At 52.6% G+C, this 17903-nt stretch carries 16 protein-coding genes; 7 read left to right on the top strand and 9 right to left on the bottom strand.

All coding sequences use genetic code 11. From position 1 onward, the window contains the following. Positions 1-3 precede the first annotated feature (3 nt). The gene (gene queC / locus ACQG0S_RS05010) at positions 4-699 is read left to right on the top strand and encodes a 7-cyano-7-deazaguanine synthase QueC (protein ID WP_022647250.1); all 696 of its coding nucleotides are present in this window, start codon (positions 4-6) and stop codon (positions 697-699) included. Between the two features lie 62 nt (positions 700-761). Here queC and ACQG0S_RS05005 read toward each other — a convergent pair whose 3' ends face one another. The 9 genes from ACQG0S_RS05005 to bolA form a co-directional block, all read right to left on the bottom strand. Beyond that, positions 762-1160, bottom strand: coding sequence for a YbgC/FadM family acyl-CoA thioesterase (locus ACQG0S_RS05005; protein WP_017694410.1), 399 nt, complete (start codon positions 1158-1160; stop codon positions 762-764). Between the two features lie 97 nt (positions 1161-1257). Beyond that, positions 1258-1638, bottom strand: coding sequence for a helix-hairpin-helix domain-containing protein (locus tag ACQG0S_RS05000; protein WP_038415510.1), 381 nt, complete (start codon positions 1636-1638; stop codon positions 1258-1260). 148 nt (positions 1639-1786) lie between these two features. Next, entirely contained in the window at positions 1787-3658 is a 1872-nt protein-coding gene (ppiD, locus tag ACQG0S_RS04995) for a peptidylprolyl isomerase (protein WP_023299452.1), read from the bottom strand. Positions 3659-3870: 212 nt separating this feature from the next. Beyond that, positions 3871-4143, bottom strand: coding sequence for a nucleoid-associated protein HU-beta (hupB, locus tag ACQG0S_RS04990; RefSeq protein WP_002444653.1), 273 nt, complete (start codon positions 4141-4143; stop codon positions 3871-3873). Between the two features lie 210 nt (positions 4144-4353). Beyond that, entirely contained in the window at positions 4354-6708 is a 2355-nt protein-coding gene (gene lon / locus ACQG0S_RS04985; protein WP_006809878.1) for an endopeptidase La, read from the bottom strand. Positions 6709-6892: 184 nt separating this feature from the next. Next, positions 6893-8167 (bottom strand): ATP-dependent protease ATP-binding subunit ClpX, encoded by a 1275-nt coding sequence (gene clpX / locus ACQG0S_RS04980; protein ID WP_006809879.1) that lies wholly within the window; start codon positions 8165-8167, stop codon positions 6893-6895. Between the two features lie 127 nt (positions 8168-8294). Beyond that, positions 8295-8918 carry an ATP-dependent Clp endopeptidase proteolytic subunit ClpP gene (clpP, locus tag ACQG0S_RS04975; protein ID WP_006809880.1) on the bottom strand — a complete coding sequence of 208 codons (624 nt, stop codon included), beginning with the start codon at positions 8916-8918 and terminating at the stop codon, positions 8295-8297. A 260-nt stretch (positions 8919-9178) separates the two neighbouring features. Beyond that, positions 9179-10477 (bottom strand): trigger factor, encoded by a 1299-nt coding sequence (gene tig / locus ACQG0S_RS04970; RefSeq protein WP_006809881.1) that lies wholly within the window; start codon positions 10475-10477, stop codon positions 9179-9181. Between the two features lie 331 nt (positions 10478-10808). Further along, a complete protein-coding gene (bolA, locus tag ACQG0S_RS04965) occupies positions 10809-11126 on the bottom strand; it encodes a transcriptional regulator BolA (RefSeq protein WP_003859051.1) in 318 nt (105 codons plus the stop codon). A gap of 303 nt (positions 11127-11429) precedes the next feature. On the opposite strand from bolA, the gene ACQG0S_RS04960 reads away from it, so the two are divergent. From ACQG0S_RS04960 to ACQG0S_RS04935, 6 genes are all read left to right on the top strand, one after another. Beyond that, entirely contained in the window at positions 11430-12008 is a 579-nt protein-coding gene (locus ACQG0S_RS04960; protein ID WP_022647246.1) for a lipoprotein, read from the top strand. Positions 12009-12053: 45 nt separating this feature from the next. Continuing rightward, entirely contained in the window at positions 12054-13529 is a 1476-nt protein-coding gene (gene ampG / locus ACQG0S_RS04955) for a muropeptide MFS transporter AmpG (RefSeq protein WP_048966741.1), read from the top strand. 478 nt (positions 13530-14007) lie between these two features. Next, positions 14008-14955 carry a cytochrome o ubiquinol oxidase subunit II gene (gene cyoA / locus ACQG0S_RS04950; protein WP_048966740.1) on the top strand — a complete coding sequence of 316 codons (948 nt, stop codon included), beginning with the start codon at positions 14008-14010 and terminating at the stop codon, positions 14953-14955. 16 nt (positions 14956-14971) lie between these two features. Then, positions 14972-16963: a cytochrome o ubiquinol oxidase subunit I gene (cyoB, locus tag ACQG0S_RS04945; RefSeq protein WP_006809887.1), complete on the top strand. Its 1992-nt coding sequence runs from the start codon at positions 14972-14974 to the stop codon at positions 16961-16963. Continuing rightward, positions 16953-17567, top strand: coding sequence for a cytochrome o ubiquinol oxidase subunit III (locus ACQG0S_RS04940; protein ID WP_022647243.1), 615 nt, complete (start codon positions 16953-16955; stop codon positions 17565-17567). Before cyoB ends, ACQG0S_RS04940 begins: the two co-directional genes overlap by 11 nt. After that, positions 17567-17893, top strand: a complete 327-nt coding sequence (locus tag ACQG0S_RS04935; RefSeq protein ID WP_006809888.1) for a cytochrome o ubiquinol oxidase subunit IV — start codon at positions 17567-17569, stop codon at positions 17891-17893. Before ACQG0S_RS04940 ends, ACQG0S_RS04935 begins: the two co-directional genes overlap by 1 nt. Positions 17894-17903 lie beyond the last annotated feature (10 nt).

Below are 17903 nucleotides of genomic sequence, written 5' to 3'. Positions count from 1 at the left end.
TCTATGAAACGTGCCGTCGTCGTGTTCAGCGGAGGACAAGATTCCACAACCTGCCTGATTCAGGCACTTCACCAGTATGATGAAGTGCACTGCGTCACTTTTGATTATGGTCAGCGTCATCGCGCTGAAATCGATGTCGCTCGTGAACTGGCCCTCAAACTGGGCGCCCGCGCTCATAAAGTGCTGGACGTGACGCTGTTAAATGAACTGGCCGTCAGCAGCCTCACCCGCGACAGCATTCCGGTTCCTGATTACGAACCGGATGCCAGCGGCATTCCGAATACCTTCGTACCTGGGCGTAATATTCTCTTCCTGACCCTGACGGCAATCTATGCCTACCAGGTGAAAGCCGAAGCGGTGATCACGGGCGTATGTGAGACCGACTTCTCTGGCTACCCGGACTGTCGGGATGAATTCGTGAAAGCACTCAATCACGCCGTCGATCTGGGTATGGCAAAAGAGACCCGCTTCGAAACGCCGCTGATGTGGCTGGATAAAGCCGAAACCTGGGCGCTGGCCGACTACTGGGGCAAGCTGGATATCGTTCGCAACGAGACCCTGACCTGCTACAACGGCATTAAAGGGGACGGCTGCGGGCAGTGTGCCGCCTGTAACCTGCGCGCGAACGGTCTGAATCATTATCTTGCGGATAAAGCGGGCGTGATGGCCGCGATGCAGAAAAAGACCGGTCTGAAATAAGGGCTAACTGTCCGCGCTGTCGTACAACAGGAGTCGACAGCGCGGGCATTCCTGAATATTACTTATGCGATCATCAGCTCCAGCTTTTCGCGCAACTCCCCTTCCAGCGGCAACGCTTTCTGGGTTTTGAGATCGATACAGACAAAGGTGATCAGCGCATCGGCCACCACCTGCCCTTCTGGCTCAAGCGTGACGACCTGGCTCAATACACCACTTTTGCCATTCAGTTGTTGGACCTCACTGGTCACGGTGAGCACATCCCCAAGCACAGCCGGGCGGCGGTAGTTAATGTTGATGTTGACGACCACAAACGCGATGTTGTGTGCGGTCAGCCACTGGAAGCTTTCGCTGTTCTCCAGGCCATCCCAGCGCGCCTCTTCAAGAAATTCAAGGTAGCGGGCGTTATTGACGTGCTGGTAAACATCGAGGTGATAACCACGGACTTTGATTTGTGTCTGCATAGCGCAATAGCCTTTCGTTGTTATAGGTTCAGAGGTCATAACTGGTATGACCTCTTTATCCTGGCAAATTTTTGCCGCAGTGCAAGTGATTACGCGATTACAGCGTCAGGTGTGCGAGATTGCGCTCAACCAGCGCGCTGCCCATACCCGGCACCTGCTTGAGATCGTCAAGGGTTTTGAAAGGACCGTACTCCTCGCGGTAGCTAACAATGGCCTGGGCTTTTTTAAGTCCCACACCGTTCATCACGCGCGCGAGCTCTTCTGCCGATGCCGAATTGATGCTGACTCGCGTACCGTCATCCTCTGCACTTTTACCGGCATCAGTCGCTTTTGATTGCGTATAAGCCTGCGCAGCTGAGTCTGTTTTGGTCTGTGCAGCCTGCGCTTTAGCCGAGGGCGACGCCGCCAGCGCGCCCGCACTCATCCCGGAAGTGGCAATAGCCAGTGTAATTAACAGTGCTTTGATTCCACATTTCATGCTGTTTTCTCCTTGTTTGTTGACAGCCACGCCACGATAGCCGTACGAGAAAACAGGGACAAACAGCAGATTGCAGAAATGGAAAAGGCCGCGAAAGCGGCCTTTAGTTTTTGCAGAGCGTTACGAAAATCTGCGAGCAGGTACGTAATTATTGCTCCTGGGTCACCACATCACCCAGCTTGATTTTGGCTTCTTTACGCAGGTTGCTCATCATCGCTTCGAAAGCAATCTGGGCATTATTCTGGGTAATTCCCTGAACCATGGCCTTCTTCTGCGCGTCTGGCAGCGTGCCGGCTTTGACTTCATCCAGCGCCAGAATCACCACGTTACCCTGCATATCGGTCGTGGTGCCAAAGACAGGTTTGTCTTTCGCCGGCAGGCTCAGACCAAACGCCGCCTGGCTGACAGGATCCTGACCGGTACGGCTCAGCGTTTTGGCTTCGCCAAAGTTCAGGCCAGCCGCTTTCAGTGCATCGTTCTTACCGGCTTTCAGATCGGCCAGAATTTTCTCTGCATCCAGTTTTGCCTGCTGTGCCGCTTTGTTGTGTTTGACCAGCGCCACCACCTGATCTTTCACTTCCGCCAGGGGCTTCACTGCCTCGGCTTTGTGCTCGCTGACGCGCAGTACGAACGCACGGTCACCGTCAACGGTAATGATGTCTGAGTTACTGCCCGGCGTACCGTTCTCACCTACCAGACCACCATTGAAAATGGCATCTGAAACCGGTTTGAAGTTCAGTTCTTCCGGCAGATTTTCATGGCTGAACCAGCCCGTCTCAACCGCTTTCACGCCAGCAGCCTGCTCAGCGCCCGCCAGTGATTCGTTGTCGTTGCTTGCGGCATCGCTCACTTTCTGTTGCAGAGCATAGAAGGCGTCCAGCGCTTTCTCCTGCTTCACTTTCGCAGCGATATCATCACGAACGTCAGCCAGCGGCTTGGTTTTCGCCGCTACGACATCGTCCAGACGCGCCACCAGGAAGCCAACGGAGGATTTGATTACACCAGACAGTTGGCCTTTCTCTTTAAGACCCGCATTTTTCAGCTCGTCCGGGGTAGTGGAATCTTCCAGCCAGCCCATATCACCACCGTTTTTGGCAGAAATAATGTCGGTGGATTTTGCTTTCGCCACGGTCGCGAAATCAGCGCCTTTGTTCAGCTCGTCCAGCACGGCTTTTGCTTCTGCTTCCGTTTTGGTCTGGATCACGCTGTAACGGTTACGCTGCGGCTGAGTGAACTGATCCTGATGCTGGTCGTAATAAGACTGGATCTCGGCGTCAGTCGCGTTTTTCTGCATCGCGGCAGCATCCAGCTTGATATAGCTTACGCGGAACTGTTCAGGAGAGATGAAGTTGTTCTTGTTTTGCTCGTAGTAAGCATTAACTTCAGCGTCGCTAACCTGCTGTTTCGCCGCCAGTGCATTGACATCAATCGTCGCTTCACGCACCACGCGTTGCTGCGCCACCAGTGCCGCCAGCGCTTCAGTTTCGCCTTTCAGCATGAAATCGGTGCCCACCACCGCGTTGATCAGCTGTTGCGTGGTCAACTGGTTACGCAGCGCCTGTGCGTACTGGTCAGCCGTCATCCCCATCTGGTTAACAATGCTGTTGTAACGCGCGTTGTCGAACTTCCCATTAGACTGGAAAGCCTGCGTCGAGAAGATGGCTTTTTTAACCTGCTCATCGCTGATGCCCAGACCGAGGCTTTTCGCGTACTGGTCCAGCAGCGCTTCGTCGATAAGGCGGTTCAACGTCTGCTGACGCAGGTTTTTCATATAGCCTTCGTTGGCTGCAAGTTCAGAGTATTGGTCGCCCAGCTGTTGCTGCATGCGGTTACGTTCACCAGCAAAAGCGTTCTCGAACTGCCCACGGCTAATTTCCTGGCCATTCACTTTTGCGGCGTAGTTCGCGCCACCGCCGATGAGGTAACTACTCACACCGGTCAATATGAACGACACGATAATGATACCGAAAATAATCTTGAGCACGAGACTGTTAGCAGCCGTGCGTAAGCTGTCCATCATGGTGTAACAACACTCCGCTGTAGGTGACTGGTTACCTGACGCTGACGGAAAATCCTGACCGTCGCGCGTAAAGGCGTATTGTGACAAGAAAACAGGGCAATTGTCAGCCCACAACTCGCATAAACTCGCACAAATCAGGTCTGGACAAACAAAAAAGGCACATCAAACGATGCGCCCTTGTACTTTTCAGCTTCCCTGGAGCGGGAAAGCAATCAATTTACTGCGTCTTTCAGCGCCTTACCTGCACGGAAACCCGGCACTTTAGCGGCAGCAATGGTGATCTCTTTACCGGTCTGCGGGTTGCGGCCAGTACGGGCAGCACGCTCTTTAACCGCAAAAGTACCGAAGCCTACCAGTGCAACGTCGTCCCCAGCTTGCAGAGATTCAGTAACAGAAGCAATTAAAGCATCTAAAGCACGTCCAGCTGCAGCTTTAGAAATATCAGCACCCGCAGCAATTTTGTCAATCAGTTGAGATTTATTCACTGTTCTCTTCCTCTCTTTATAATTTATATCGCACCTGAATCCTTCACAGCGCGACCGCGCAGCAGTTATATCAGTCCTGCTATGACCTTACAACACCCGTTGTTGATGGCTAACCCAATCAGCAATCTAAATTAGCTATACAAAAAAAGGCTGGCAAGTACGAAATGACTTACCAGCCTTGTTTTTATTAGCGCTCTTTGCGCGAGGTCACTATTTTGCGGTTACAACCTGCATTCCGGACGGTTCATTTTGCAGTGCGAGAGTCAGAACTTCCTCAATGCGTTTCACCGGATGGATCTGCAAATCGGCAATAACGTTGTCCGGAATCTCTTCCAGATCGCGTTTATTCTCGTAAGGAATCAATACGGTTTTGATCCCACCACGGTGTGCCGCCAGCAGTTTTTCTTTTAACCCGCCGATGGGCAGTACCTGACCACGCAGCGTAATTTCACCAGTCATGGCCACATCAGCACGGACCGGGTTACCCGTCAGGCAGGAAACCAGCGCCGTACACATAGCAATACCCGCGCTTGGGCCATCTTTCGGCGTCGCCCCTTCCGGAACGTGAACGTGAATGTCGCGTTTTTCGTAGAAATCCGGGTTAATACCCAGTTTTTCCGCGCGCGCACGCACCACGGTCAACGCTGCCTGGATGGACTCCTGCATCACTTCACCGAGCGAGCCAGTGTAGGTCAGCTTGCCTTTACCCGGTACACAGGCGGTTTCAATGGTCAGCAGATCGCCACCCACTTCCGTCCACGCCAGTCCAGTCACCTGACCAACGCGGTTTTCGTTGTCCGCACGGCCATAGTCGAAGCGCTGAACGCCGAGGTAAGCATGCAGATTGTCGCCGTTAATCACGATGTGCTTCAGGCTCTTATCCAGCAGCAGCTGCTTAACCGCCTTACGGCACAGTTTAGAGATCTCACGCTCAAGGCTACGCACGCCCGCTTCACGGGTGTAGTAACGAATAATGCCGACAATAGCGCTGTCCTCAACGGTCAGCTCGTTAGCTTTCAGCGCGTTACGCTCAATCTGCTTCGGCAGCAGGTGCTGCTTAGCAATGTTCAGCTTCTCGTCTTCGGTATAACCGGACAGACGGATCACTTCCATACGGTCCAGCAGCGGTGCCGGAATGTTCATGGAATTCGACGTCGCCACGAACATCACATCGCTCAGGTCGTAGTCGACTTCCAGGTAGTGATCGCTGAACGCCACGTTCTGCTCTGGATCAAGCACTTCCAGCAGCGCCGACGCCGGATCGCCACGCATGTCCGAAGACATTTTGTCGATCTCGTCGAGGAGGAACAGCGGGTTTTTGACGCCCACTTTCGCCATCTTCTGGATCAGCTTGCCCGGCATAGAACCGATATAGGTACGGCGGTGACCGCGGATTTCCGCTTCATCACGCACGCCGCCCAGCGCCATACGGATGTACTTACGTCCGGTCGCTTTGGCGATGGACTGGCCCAGAGAGGTTTTACCCACCCCTGGAGGCCCTACCAGGCACAAGATTGGACCTTTGATTTTGTTCACACGGCTCTGTACCGCGAGGTACTCAAGAATGCGGTCTTTCACACGTTCCAGGCCATAGTGGTCGGTATCGAGGATTTCCTGTGCCTGACGCAGGTCTTTTTTGACCTTGCTGCGGGCATTCCATGGAACCTGAACCATCCACTCAATGTAGCCGCGTACAACGGTCGCTTCCGCCGACATCGGAGACATCATTTTCAGCTTCTGCAACTCAGCTTCGGCTTTCTCTTTCGCCTCTTTCGGCATCTTCGCCGCGTCGATCTTACGCTTCAGCGCTTCGTTTTCATCCGGCGCATCGTCCATCTCGCCGAGCTCTTTCTGAATGGCTTTCATTTGCTCGTTCAGATAGTACTCACGCTGCGATTTTTCCATCTGCTTTTTGACGCGGTTGCGAATGCGCTTCTCAACCTGGAGCAGATCGATCTCAGACTCCATCATCGCCATCAGGTATTCCAGACGTTCGTTAACGTCGGACATTTCCAGCACGGACTGTTTGTCAGCCAGCTTCAGCGGCATGTGCGCAGCGATGGTATCCGCCAGACGTGCAGGATCGTCGATGCTGTTCAGCGACGTCAGCACTTCAGGTGGGATTTTCTTGTTCAGCTTGATGTAGCCTTCAAACTGGCTGATCGCGGTGCGTACCAGCACTTCCTGCTCGCGCTCATCAAGTTCCGGTGAATCAAGGTACTCTGCCTTCGCAGAGAAGTGCTCGCCATCGTCTGACAGAGTGGTAATACGCGCGCGCTGTAAGCCTTCCACCAGCACCTTCACGGTGCCATCTGGCAGCTTCAGCATCTGCAAAATAGAGGCCACGGTCCCGACGGTGAAAAGATCGTTTACACCCGGCTCATCCGTTGATGCTTCCTTCTGCGCAACCAACATGATTTTTTTATCATGATCCATGGCGGCTTCGAGGCAACGGATAGATTTTTCCCGCCCTACAAATAAGGGTATGACCATGTGCGGATAAACCACCACATCGCGCAACGGCAATACGGGGATTTCAATGCGTTCAGAACGCTCAGGATTCATAGAGCTCTCTCTTAGTTTAGTGTCCGCCAGGTAAACTGGTCATGTAACTGTGCTTCACACAACCATTAACATGTAATCCAGTATATGGGGATGTTTCCCATACATTCAACGCCATGAATACGGAAAAAGTAAAGGGGAGATAAAATCCCCCCTTTTTGATTAACTGATTGTATGAAATGGTGAATTATTCGCCAGATGCCTGCTGCGCTTCCGGTTTACCGTAAATCAGTAACGGCTTGGTCTGGCCACCAATGACGGACTCGTCGATCACGACTTTTTCGACATCTTCCATAGAAGGGAGATCGTACATCGTGTCGAGCAATGCTGCTTCCACGATAGAACGCAGGCCACGGGCACCGGTTTTACGCGCCATCGCTTTCTTGGCAATCGCGTCCAGTGCTTCGTCACGGAATTCCAGCTCAACGCCTTCCAGATTAAACAGCGCCTGATACTGCTTGGTCAGCGCGTTTTTCGGCTCTTTCAGGATCTGAATCAGCGCGTCTTCGCTCAGTTCGTTCAGGGTCGCCACAACCGGCAGACGGCCGATAAATTCCGGAATCAAACCAAATTTGATCAGATCTTCCGGTTCAACCTGCGCCAGCAGCTGGCCTTCGTTTGGTTTTTCAGACGTAGCTTTCACCGTTGCGCCAAAACCAATGCCGGAGCCGGTTTCCACACGGTGTGAGATCACTTTATCCAGGCCTGCAAACGCACCACCACAGATAAACAGGATCTTGGAGGTATCAACCTGCAAGAATTCCTGCTGCGGATGTTTACGCCCACCCTGCGGTGGAACAGCCGCAACCGTACCTTCAATCAGCTTCAGGAGCGCCTGCTGCACGCCTTCGCCCGAGACGTCACGGGTGATGGATGGGTTGTCTGATTTACGGGAGATTTTGTCAATCTCATCGATATAGACGATCCCGCGCTGGGCTTTCTGTACGTCGTAATCGCACTTCTGGAGCAGCTTCTGGATAATATTTTCAACGTCTTCGCCCACATAACCGGCTTCGGTCAGGGTGGTGGCATCCGCCATGGTGAACGGAACATCCAGCAGGCGCGCCAGCGTTTCCGCCAGCAACGTTTTACCGGAACCCGTAGGCCCGATCAGCAGAATGTTACTTTTGCCCAGTTCCACGCCATTGCTGGTATCGCCGTTACGCAGACGCTTGTAGTGGTTGTATACCGCCACCGCCAGCACTTTTTTCGCCTGCTCCTGACCAATGACATAGTCGTCCAGGTGGTGGCGAATCTCGTGTGGCGTTGGTAACGCGCTGCGCTCACGGTGCGGCGCGACTTCTTTAATCTCTTCGCGAATGATGTCGTTACATAAATCGACGCATTCGTCGCAGATATACACGGACGGCCCGGCAATCAGTTTACGCACTTCATGCTGGCTTTTGCCGCAAAAAGAGCAGTACAGCAGTTTGCCCGAACCATCTTTGCGTTTATCTGTCATGAGTCCAAACCTCTTTTTAAGTTCTATGTGCCGCACATGACGACGCAAATGCCATACTCAGACGCAAGCTGCTTACAGGCAACGTGCCGCCCTAAATTAGTATAGCGGCACACTCGCGTCGCGGGCATCAATTACGATGGGTCAAAATGGAGTCGACTAAGCCGTACTCAACTGCCTCAGGTGCAGACAGGAAGCGATCGCGCTCGGTATCGCGCTCGATCTGCTCGAGTGGTTGACCCGTATGCTGCGCCATAAGTTCATTCATGCGCGCTTTTACTTTCAGAATTTCTCGGGCGTGGATTTCAATATCCGTCGCCTGGCCCTGGTAACCACCCAGCGGCTGGTGAATCATCACGCGGGAGTTAGGCAGGCAGAAACGCTTACCTTTCGCCCCTGCGGTTAACAGGAAAGCCCCCATGGACGCCGCCTGTCCCATACAGATGGTGCTGACATCCGGCTTGATGAATTGCATGGTGTCATAAATAGACATGCCCGCCGTAATCACACCGCCCGGCGAGTTGATGTACAGGTAAATGTCTTTTTCCGGGTTTTCCGCTTCCAGGAACAGCATCTGCGCCACGATCAGGTTAGCCATATGGTCTTCCACCTGGCCGGTCAGAAAGATAACGCGTTCCTTGAGCAGACGGGAATAGATATCGAAAGATCGCTCACCGCGTGAGGTCTGTTCAATAACCATTGGCACCAGCGCCATATGGGGTGCAAAGTTATCTCGTTCGCCACTGTATGACATTTCCGTCTCCTGGTTCAAAATTGAAAACACCTGCTGTACTGATTGTAACCTTATGGACGGATTATCAGCCAGTCTCAATCATCGTGATTACATACTAATGGGGGTCGCCATGCCCTATTTCAAGCATAACAACGTTTTGTTGTAACGCTAACACTGAAAGGGCGTTTTAGCACCCTTCCAGGACTAAAGCTGTGATAAAAAAAACCCGTCGCCGGAGGGCAACGGGTTTTTTGTTCAAACTTTAAACCGTTGGGGCGAAATTACGCCTGCTGGTTCATCAGTTCGGTGAAAGAGGTCTCTTTTTCGGTTACTTTCGCTTTCGCCAGTACCGCTTCAACAGCCTGCTCTTCCAGTGCAACGTTGCGCATGTTGTCCATCAGCTCTTTGTTCTTACCGTAGAACTCGATCACTTCTGATGGATCTTCGTATGCAGAAGCCATCTCTTCGATCAGGCCTTTCACACGCTCTTCGTCAGCTTTCAGCTCGTGGGTACGAATCACTTCGCCCAGCAGCAGGCCAACAACAACGCGACGTTTCGCTTGCTCTTCGAACAGCTCGCGTGGCAGTTCCATCGCTTGCTGCTGGTTGCCACCGAAGCGCTGTGCAGCCTGACGGCGCAGAACGTCGATTTCGCTGTCGATCAGGGCAGCAGGAACGTCGATGTCGTTCGCTTTCACCAGACCTTCAATCGCCTGAGACTTCACGCGGTTACGTACAGCGCCGTTCAGCTCGCGCTCCATGTTTTTACGCACTTCAGCACGCAGACCCGCAACAGAACCATCTTCCACGCCGAAACGCTTGATGAATTCTTCAGTCAGTTCTGGCAGTTCGCGCTCTTCAACTTTCTTCAGGTTGATGACGAACTTCGCTGCTTTACCTTTCAGGTTTTCAGCGTGGTATTCTTCAGGGAAGGTCACGTCGATGGTGAACTCTTCGCCTGCTTTGTGGCCTTTGATACCGTCTTCGAAGCCTGGGATCATACGACCCTGACCCATCGCCAGTACGAAATCAGACGCTTTACCGCCTTCGAACTCTTCGCCGTCTACTGAACCGGTGAAGTCGATGGTTACGCGGTCTTCCGCGTCAACAGCGCCTTCTTTCTCTTTCCAGTTCGCCTGCTGCTTACGCAGGGTATCCAGCATGCCGTCAACGTCTTCGTCAGTCACGGAAACGATCGGTTTTTCAACTTCGATTGATTCCAGACCTTTCAGCTCAACTTCCGGGTACACTTCGAACTCTACGGAATAGGTGAAGTCTTCGCCCTGCTTGTATTCACCTGGAACGTAGTTTGGCGCGCCGGCTGGATTGATTTTTTCTTTGATGATCGCGTCGATAAAGTTGCGGCTCATCAGTTCACCCAGCACATCCTGACGCACGGAAGCGCCATAACGCTGAGCAACAACATTCATTGGTACTTTGCCCTTGCGGAAGCCGTCAATACGTACTTTTTTTGCTACGTTGACCAGCTCGCTTTTCACAGCAGTTTCGATGCTGTCAGCAGCGATAGTAATCGTTACACGGCGGCCAAGGCCTTGAGTGGTTTCAACTGAAACTTGCATCTTGTTACCTCAAAAAAATCACAGTGCTCGGTCAACTCTGAATCTGTCTGTTATACCGGGATGCTCTCTTATGTGCAGATTCACATTCCCTGTCGCCAGAATCATCCCGAAGACATTCAATAAGACGCGGCATTATAGCGGCATCACTTAGGTGAGTCGAGAACGGTTGGAGCATGTTGCTGCGGCTTTTTTCACACTTTAAGGCTATTTTTAGCCTTAAAAACGCGCCATCCGCTCAAAACTCAGACAAAACAAAACGGCCCGAAGGCCGTTTTGACGAAATCTGTAAGCAACATACTGGAAAAACTCCGGCGGTTGCAAATCCGATTTATCAGGCGATGGTGCCTGCACCCCTACAAGGCGGTGATGCGAATACCGTATCCTGCAGCCCTTCCCATTCCTTAATGGTGTAGGTATGCAGCGCCAGCGCATGTACGGTTGTGGAGAGTTCTTCCGTCAAGGTGCTGTAGATCAAGCGGTGTCGGTTCAGGAAACGTTCTCCCGTGAAGCGATCGCTGACCAGAACCACTTTGAAGTGGCTTTCAGAACCTGCCGGCACGTTATGACGATAGCTTTCGTCGACAACTTCGAGAAACACAGGGTTGAACGCTGCCCTTAATTTTTCTTCTATCTGTTCACGTATCATCATGAAATCACTCCTCCGACAACGCTAAGATGTCACCCATCCCTTTAAATATTAGCCGCTTTTACCGGTTCCATTACACCGTGACAACAAATATTTAGCTTTCGTCTGATTTTCTCATCCAAACGGATGAAGTTCACTATGAGGTTCATACGTTTTGTCACTTACAGGCAGAGAAAAGCGGAAAGGTGGTCAGTTTTCGGACAAGGCGATGAATTTACATGCGTTGACCACTTCCCCTGGCCGTTGGCGATGTTATGATGGCGGCAATTTTTCTCTCTTTGCTTACGATTCGTTGAGAACCCGAAAATGTTAAAAAAAATCTTCTTTCCGTTGGTAGCACTCTTTATGCTCGCCGGTTGCGCAACCCCGCCGACGACCATTGACGTTTCACCAAAAATTACCCTGCCTCAGCAGGATCCAAGCCTGATGGGCGTGACGGTCAGCATTAATGGCGCCGATCAGCGTCAGGACCAGGCGCTGGCGAAAGTGACTCGCGACAACCAGCAGGTTACGCTGACCGCTTCCCGCGACCTGCGCTTCCTGTTGCAGGAAGTACTGGAAAAACAGATGACCTCCCGTGGCTACATGATTGGCCCAAGCGGCGCGGTTGATCTGCAAATCATCGTGAACAACCTGTACGCTGACGTCTCCCAGGGTAACGTTCGCTACAACATTGCGACCAAAGCCGATATCTCCATCATCGCTACCGCGAAGAACGGCAACAAGATGAACAAAAACTACCGTGCAAGCTATTCCGTTGAAGGCGCATTCCAGGCCTCCAACAAAAATATCGCTAACGCGGTTAACAGCGTGCTGACTGACACCATTGCCGACATGGCACAGGACACCAGCATTCACGACTTCATCAAGCAGAACGCACGTTAATCCTGCTGACTGACCCGGTGCTTCACCGGGTCAGTTCATAAGAACATGTCCAGTCACTACTTACGCATTTTCCAGCAACCGAAATCAGCTATTCTGCTGATCCTTGGTTTCGCCTCCGGTTTACCCCTTGCGCTCACCTCCGGCACGTTACAGGCGTGGATGACGGTTGAGAACATCGATCTTAAAACCATTGGTTTCTTCTCGCTCGTCGGCCAGGCTTACGTCTTTAAGTTCCTGTGGTCGCCAGTGATGGATCGCTATACCCCACCGTTCCTCGGGCGCCGTCGCGGCTGGTTAGTGATGACGCAGGTGCTGCTGTTGCTGGCCATTGCCGCAATGGGTTTCCTTGAACCGTCAACGCAGCTGCGCTGGATGGCCGCGCTTGCGGTGGTCATCGCCTTCTGCTCCGCCTCGCAGGACATTGTTTTTGACGCCTGGAAAACGGACGTCCTGCCAGCAGAAGAGCGTGGCGCCGGTGCGGCAATCAGCGTGCTCGGCTACCGCCTGGGTATGCTGGTTTCCGGCGGACTCGCACTGTGGCTTGCTGACCGCTATCTCGGCTGGCAGGGCATGTACTGGCTGATGGCCGCACTGCTGATCCCCTGCATTATTGCCACCCTATTCGCGCCTGAACCGAGCGATGTGATCCCGGTTCCACGCTCGCTGGAGCAGGCCGTCGCCGCACCGCTGCGCGACTTCTTTGGTCGCAATAATGCCTGGCTGATCCTGCTGCTTATTGTCCTTTATAAGCTTGGCGACGCTTTCGCCATGAGTCTGACCACTACCTTCCTGATCCGCGGCGTCGGGTTTGATGCGGGCGAGGTCGGCGTGGTGAACAAAACCCTGGGGCTGTTTGCCACGATTGTCGGCGCGCTGTACGGCGGCGTATTGATGCAGCGCCTGACGCTGTTCCGCGCTCTGCTGATATTTGGCATCCTTCAGGGCGCATCGAATGCCGGTTACTGGCTGCTGTCGATCACCGACAAGAATATGATCAGTATGGGGACGGCGGTATTCTTTGAGAACCTGTGCGGCGGTATGGGCACTGCGGCATTTGTCGCCCTGCTGATGACGCTGTGCAATAAGTCATTTTCCGCTACCCAGTTTGCGCTGCTCTCTGCCCTTTCCGCCGTCGGGCGCGTATACGTTGGCCCCGTCGCGGGCTGGTTTGTTGAAGCCTACGGTTGGCCGACCTTTTATCTCTTCTCGGTGGTGGCGGCCGTGCCGGGGATTTTATTGCTGCTGGTCTGTCGCCAGACGCTGGAATATACCCAGCGGACGGAACACTTCATGCCGCGCACGGAATATCACGCTGCCTATCGGTTTGCCCTGCGTCTGCTAATGGCAGGTTGTTTTGCCCTGGTAGGGTGGCTCACGGTGCTCATCATGAATGCGACTACCGACTTGTCACTTCCTTTTGAAACCCTTCTGCTTGATGCAGGTGTGTTTCTCGCTCTGGCGGGGATCCTGACGGGTGGGATGCTGGATTTCATGTCATTACGAAAGACGCAGATGACATGAAGTAAAAAGCGAAAGGTTATTTCCCGTTGTAATAACAGCCCGAAATTATAACGGTGAAATAACCGCCATCGACAAAAAAAATATTTGTTGTTTTGTGCGGGATAGCATTCGGAAATTATTGGAGCTTATTTCGCTACGCTATTTTTCATTAAACGATTCAGCATTCGAAACATTGAATTTTCGTTTTTTAGTTGTCTTTTTATTGATAATTAATTGTTAACTAATTGTGTGTTTTTCGCAATGGTTATACCAATTGTCCCTTTTGCGGTATGCTGGGGCACCCTTTCGTTATAACGCCCACTCCGTGCGGCTTCCGTCTGGAAATGCGACATAATTTGCAACACTTGTGACATGTGCGGCAGAACCCAGTAACACCTTCCTGACACAGGGCTAATGATGTTTACAGTAATGTAACCTTCCCGTAAAATGCCCCCACACTTTAAACGCCACCAGACTCCCGTGGAATTGAGGTCGTTAAATGAGACTCAGGAAATACAATAAAAGTTTGGGATGGTTGTCATTATTCGCAGGCACTGTATTACTCAGTGGCTGCGATTCTGCACTACTAGACCCCAAAGGACAGATTGGACTGGAACAACGTTCATTGATACTGACGGCTTTTGGCCTGATGTTGATTGTGGTTATTCCTGCCATCTTGATGGCTGTTGGTTTCGCCTGGAAGTATCGTGCGAGCAATAAAGATGCGAAGTATAGCCCTAACTGGTCACACTCCAATAAAGTGGAAGCTGTGGTCTGGACGGTACCTATTCTGATCATCCTGTTCCTTGCTGTACTGACCTGGAAAACCACTCACGCACTTGAGCCGAGCAAACCGCTGGTTCACGATGAAAAACCCATTACCATTGAAGTGGTCTCCATGGACTGGAAATGGTTCTTCATCTATCCAGAACAGGGCATTGCTACCGTGAATGAAATCGCCTTCCCGGCGAACACTCCGGTTCAGTTCAAAGTGACCTCCAACTCCGTAATGAACTCCTTCTTCATCCCACGTCTGGGCAGCCAGATTTACGCGATGGCCGGTATGCAGACTAACCTGCATCTGATTGCGAATGAAGCAGGCACCTACGACGGTATCTCCGCCAGCTATAGTGGCCCGGGCTTCTCGGGTATGAAGTTCAAAGCTATCGCTACGCCAGACCGCGCGACTTTTGACCAGTGGGTTGCAAAAGCGAAGCAGTCTCCAAACACCATGTCTGACATGGCGGCGTTCGAAAAAGTGGCTGCACCTAGCGAATACAACAAGGTGGAGTACTTCTCTAACGTGAAACCGAATCTGTTCAAAGATGTTATTGGCAAATTTATGGATCACGGCATGAGCATGGACATGACCCAGCCTGAAGGCGAGCACAACACGCACCAGGGTATTGAAGGCATGGACATGAGCCACGCGGAAACCGCTCACTAAGGGGCCGAGGAAGAAAATGTTCGGAAAATTGACATTGGATGCGGTGCCGTACCATGAACCCATTATCATGGTTACGATTGCTGCAATTATCATTGGTGGCGCGGCCTTAGTTGGCCTGATCACTTACTTCGGTAAGTGGAGCTACCTGTGGAACGAGTGGCTGACTTCGGTTGACCACAAAAAACTCGGCATCATGTACTGCATCGTCGGTATCGTCATGTTAATTCGTGGCTTTGCGGATGCAATCATGATGCGTAGCCAGCAGGCGCTTGCGTCTGCGGGCGAAGCCGGATTCCTGCCACCGCACCACTACGATCAGATCTTTACCGCTCACGGCGTTATCATGATCTTCTTCGTGGCGATGCCGCTGGTAATCGGTCTGATGAACGTTGTCGTTCCGCTGCAAATCGGCGCGCGCGACGTTGCGTTCCCGTTCCTGAACAACCTGAGCTTCTGGTTCACCGTTGTCGGCGTTATCCTGGTTAACCTGTCACTGGGTGTGGGCGAATTTGCTCAGACCGGCTGGCTGGCCTACCCGCCACTTTCGGGAATTGAGTACAGTCCGGGCGTGGGCGTTGACTACTGGATTTGGGCGCTTCAGCTCTCCGGTGTCGGTACCACCCTGACCGGTATTAACTTCTTCGTGACCATCCTGAAGATGCGTGCACCAGGTATGACGATGTTCAAGATGCCAGTATTTACCTGGGCATCTCTGTGCGCCAACGTCCTGATTATCGCGTCGTTCCCAATTCTGACCGTCACCATCGCGCTGCTGACCCTGGATCGCTATCTGGGTACCCATTTCTTCACGAATGATATGGGTGGCAACATGATGATGTACATCAACCTGATTTGGGCCTGGGGTCACCCGGAAGTGTACATCCTGGTTCTGCCGGTGTTCGGTGTGTTCTCCGAAATCGCGGCAACCTTCTCGCGTAAACGTCTGTTTGGTTACACCTCTCTGGTGTGGGCAACCGTGTGTATTACCGTCCTGTCGTTCATCGTCTGGCTGCACCACTTCTTCACCATGGGTGCGGGCGCCAACGTAAACGCCTTCTTCGGTATTACCACTATGATTATCGCGATCCCGACCGGGGTTAAGATCTTCAACTGGCTGTTCACCATGTACCAGGGCCGTATCCAGTTCCACTCAGCGATGCTGTGGACCATCGGCTTCATCGTGACCTTCTCCGTAGGTGGGATGACCGGCGTGCTGCTGGCGGTTCCGGGCGCTGACTTTGTCCTGCACAACAGTCTGTTCCTGATTGCGCACTTCCATAACGTTATCATCGGCGGCGTCGTCTTCGGCTGCTTCGCAGGTGTGACCTACTGGTGGCCAAAAGCGTTCGGTTTCACCCTGAACGAAAAATGGGGCAAACGCGCGTTCTGGTTCTGGATCATCGGCTTCTTCGTGGCGTTTATGCCGCTGTACGTGCTGGGCTTCATGGGGATGACCCGTCGTCTGAGCCAGCAGATCGATCCGCAGTTCCATCCGATGCTGATGATTGCAGCGGGCGGCGCCGCGCTGATTGCCTGCGGTATCCTGTGCCAGCTGATTCAGTACTACGTGTCTATCCGTGACCGTAACCTGAACCGCGACCTGACCGGTGACCCGTGGGGTGGCCGTACGCTGGAGTGGTCTACCTCTTCTCCACCTCCGTTCTATAACTTTGCCGTAGTGCCGCACATTCATGAGCGTGACGCATTCTGGGAAATGAAAGAAAAAGGTGAAGCGTACAAGCAACCTGAACATTACGAAGAGATCCATATGCCGAAAAACAGCGGTGCGGGCATCGTGATTGCCGCCTTCGCAACGGTATTTGGTTTCGCAATGATCTGGCACATCTGGTGGATGGCGATTGTTGGCTTCGCTGGCATCGTAATCAGCTGGATTGTGAAGAGCTTTGACGAGGACGTGGACTACTACGTACCAGTCCGTGAAGTTGAAAAGCTGGAAAACCAGCATTTTGACGAGATTTCTAAAGCGGGGCTGAAAAATGGCAACTGATACTCTGGCGCACTCGACTGCCCACGCGCATGAACATGCGCACCATGATACAGGACCGACGAAAGTCTTCGGTTTCTGGATCTACCTGATGAGCGACTGCATCCTGTTCTGCTGTCTGTTCGCAACCTATGCCGTTCTGGTGAACGGCACAGCGGGCGGCCCGACCGGTAAGGACATCTTTGAACTGCCGTTCGTTCTGGTTGAAACCGCACTGCTGTTATTCAGCTCCATCACCTACGGCATGGCGGCTATCGCCATGTACAAAAACAACAAAAGCCAGGTTGTTTCCTGGCTGGCGTTGACCTGGTTGTTTGGTGCTGGCTTTATCGGGATGGAAATCTATGAATTCCATCACCTGATTGCGGAAGGCTTTGGTCCGGATCGCAGTGGCTTCCTGTCAGCGTTCTTCGCGCTGGTCGGCACCCACGGTCTGCACGTGACCTCTGGTCTGATCTGGATGGCAGTGCTGATGTTCCAGATCTCCCGTCGCGGCCTGACCAGTACTAACCGTACCCGTATCATGTGCCTGAGCCTGTTCTGGCACTTCCTGGACGTGGTATGGATCTGTGTGTTCTCTGTTGTCTATCTGATGGGGGCGATGTAATGAGTCATTCTAACGATCATGGCGCTTCCCACGGCAGCGTAAAAACCTACATGACAGGTTTCATCCTGTCGATCATCCTGACGGTGATCCCGTTCTGGATGGTGATGAACGGTTCTGCATCTAAGCCGGTTATCCTGGGCGCAATCCTGGTGACCGCGGTGATTCAGATTCTGGTGCATCTGGTTTGCTTCCTGCACATGAACACCAAGTCCGATGAAGGCTGGAACATGACGGCCTTTATCTTTACCGTGATTATCATCGCTATCCTGGTAGTCGGTTCCATCTGGATTATGTGGAACCTTAACTACAACATGATGGTTCACTAAGAGCGGCGAG

This window comes from Enterobacter cloacae complex sp. 418I7, assembly GCF_050030705.1.
GTDB classification, from domain to species: Bacteria; Pseudomonadota; Gammaproteobacteria; order Enterobacterales; family Enterobacteriaceae; genus Enterobacter; species Enterobacter intestinihominis.
This window is presented reverse-complemented; position numbering and strand designations above follow the sequence as displayed.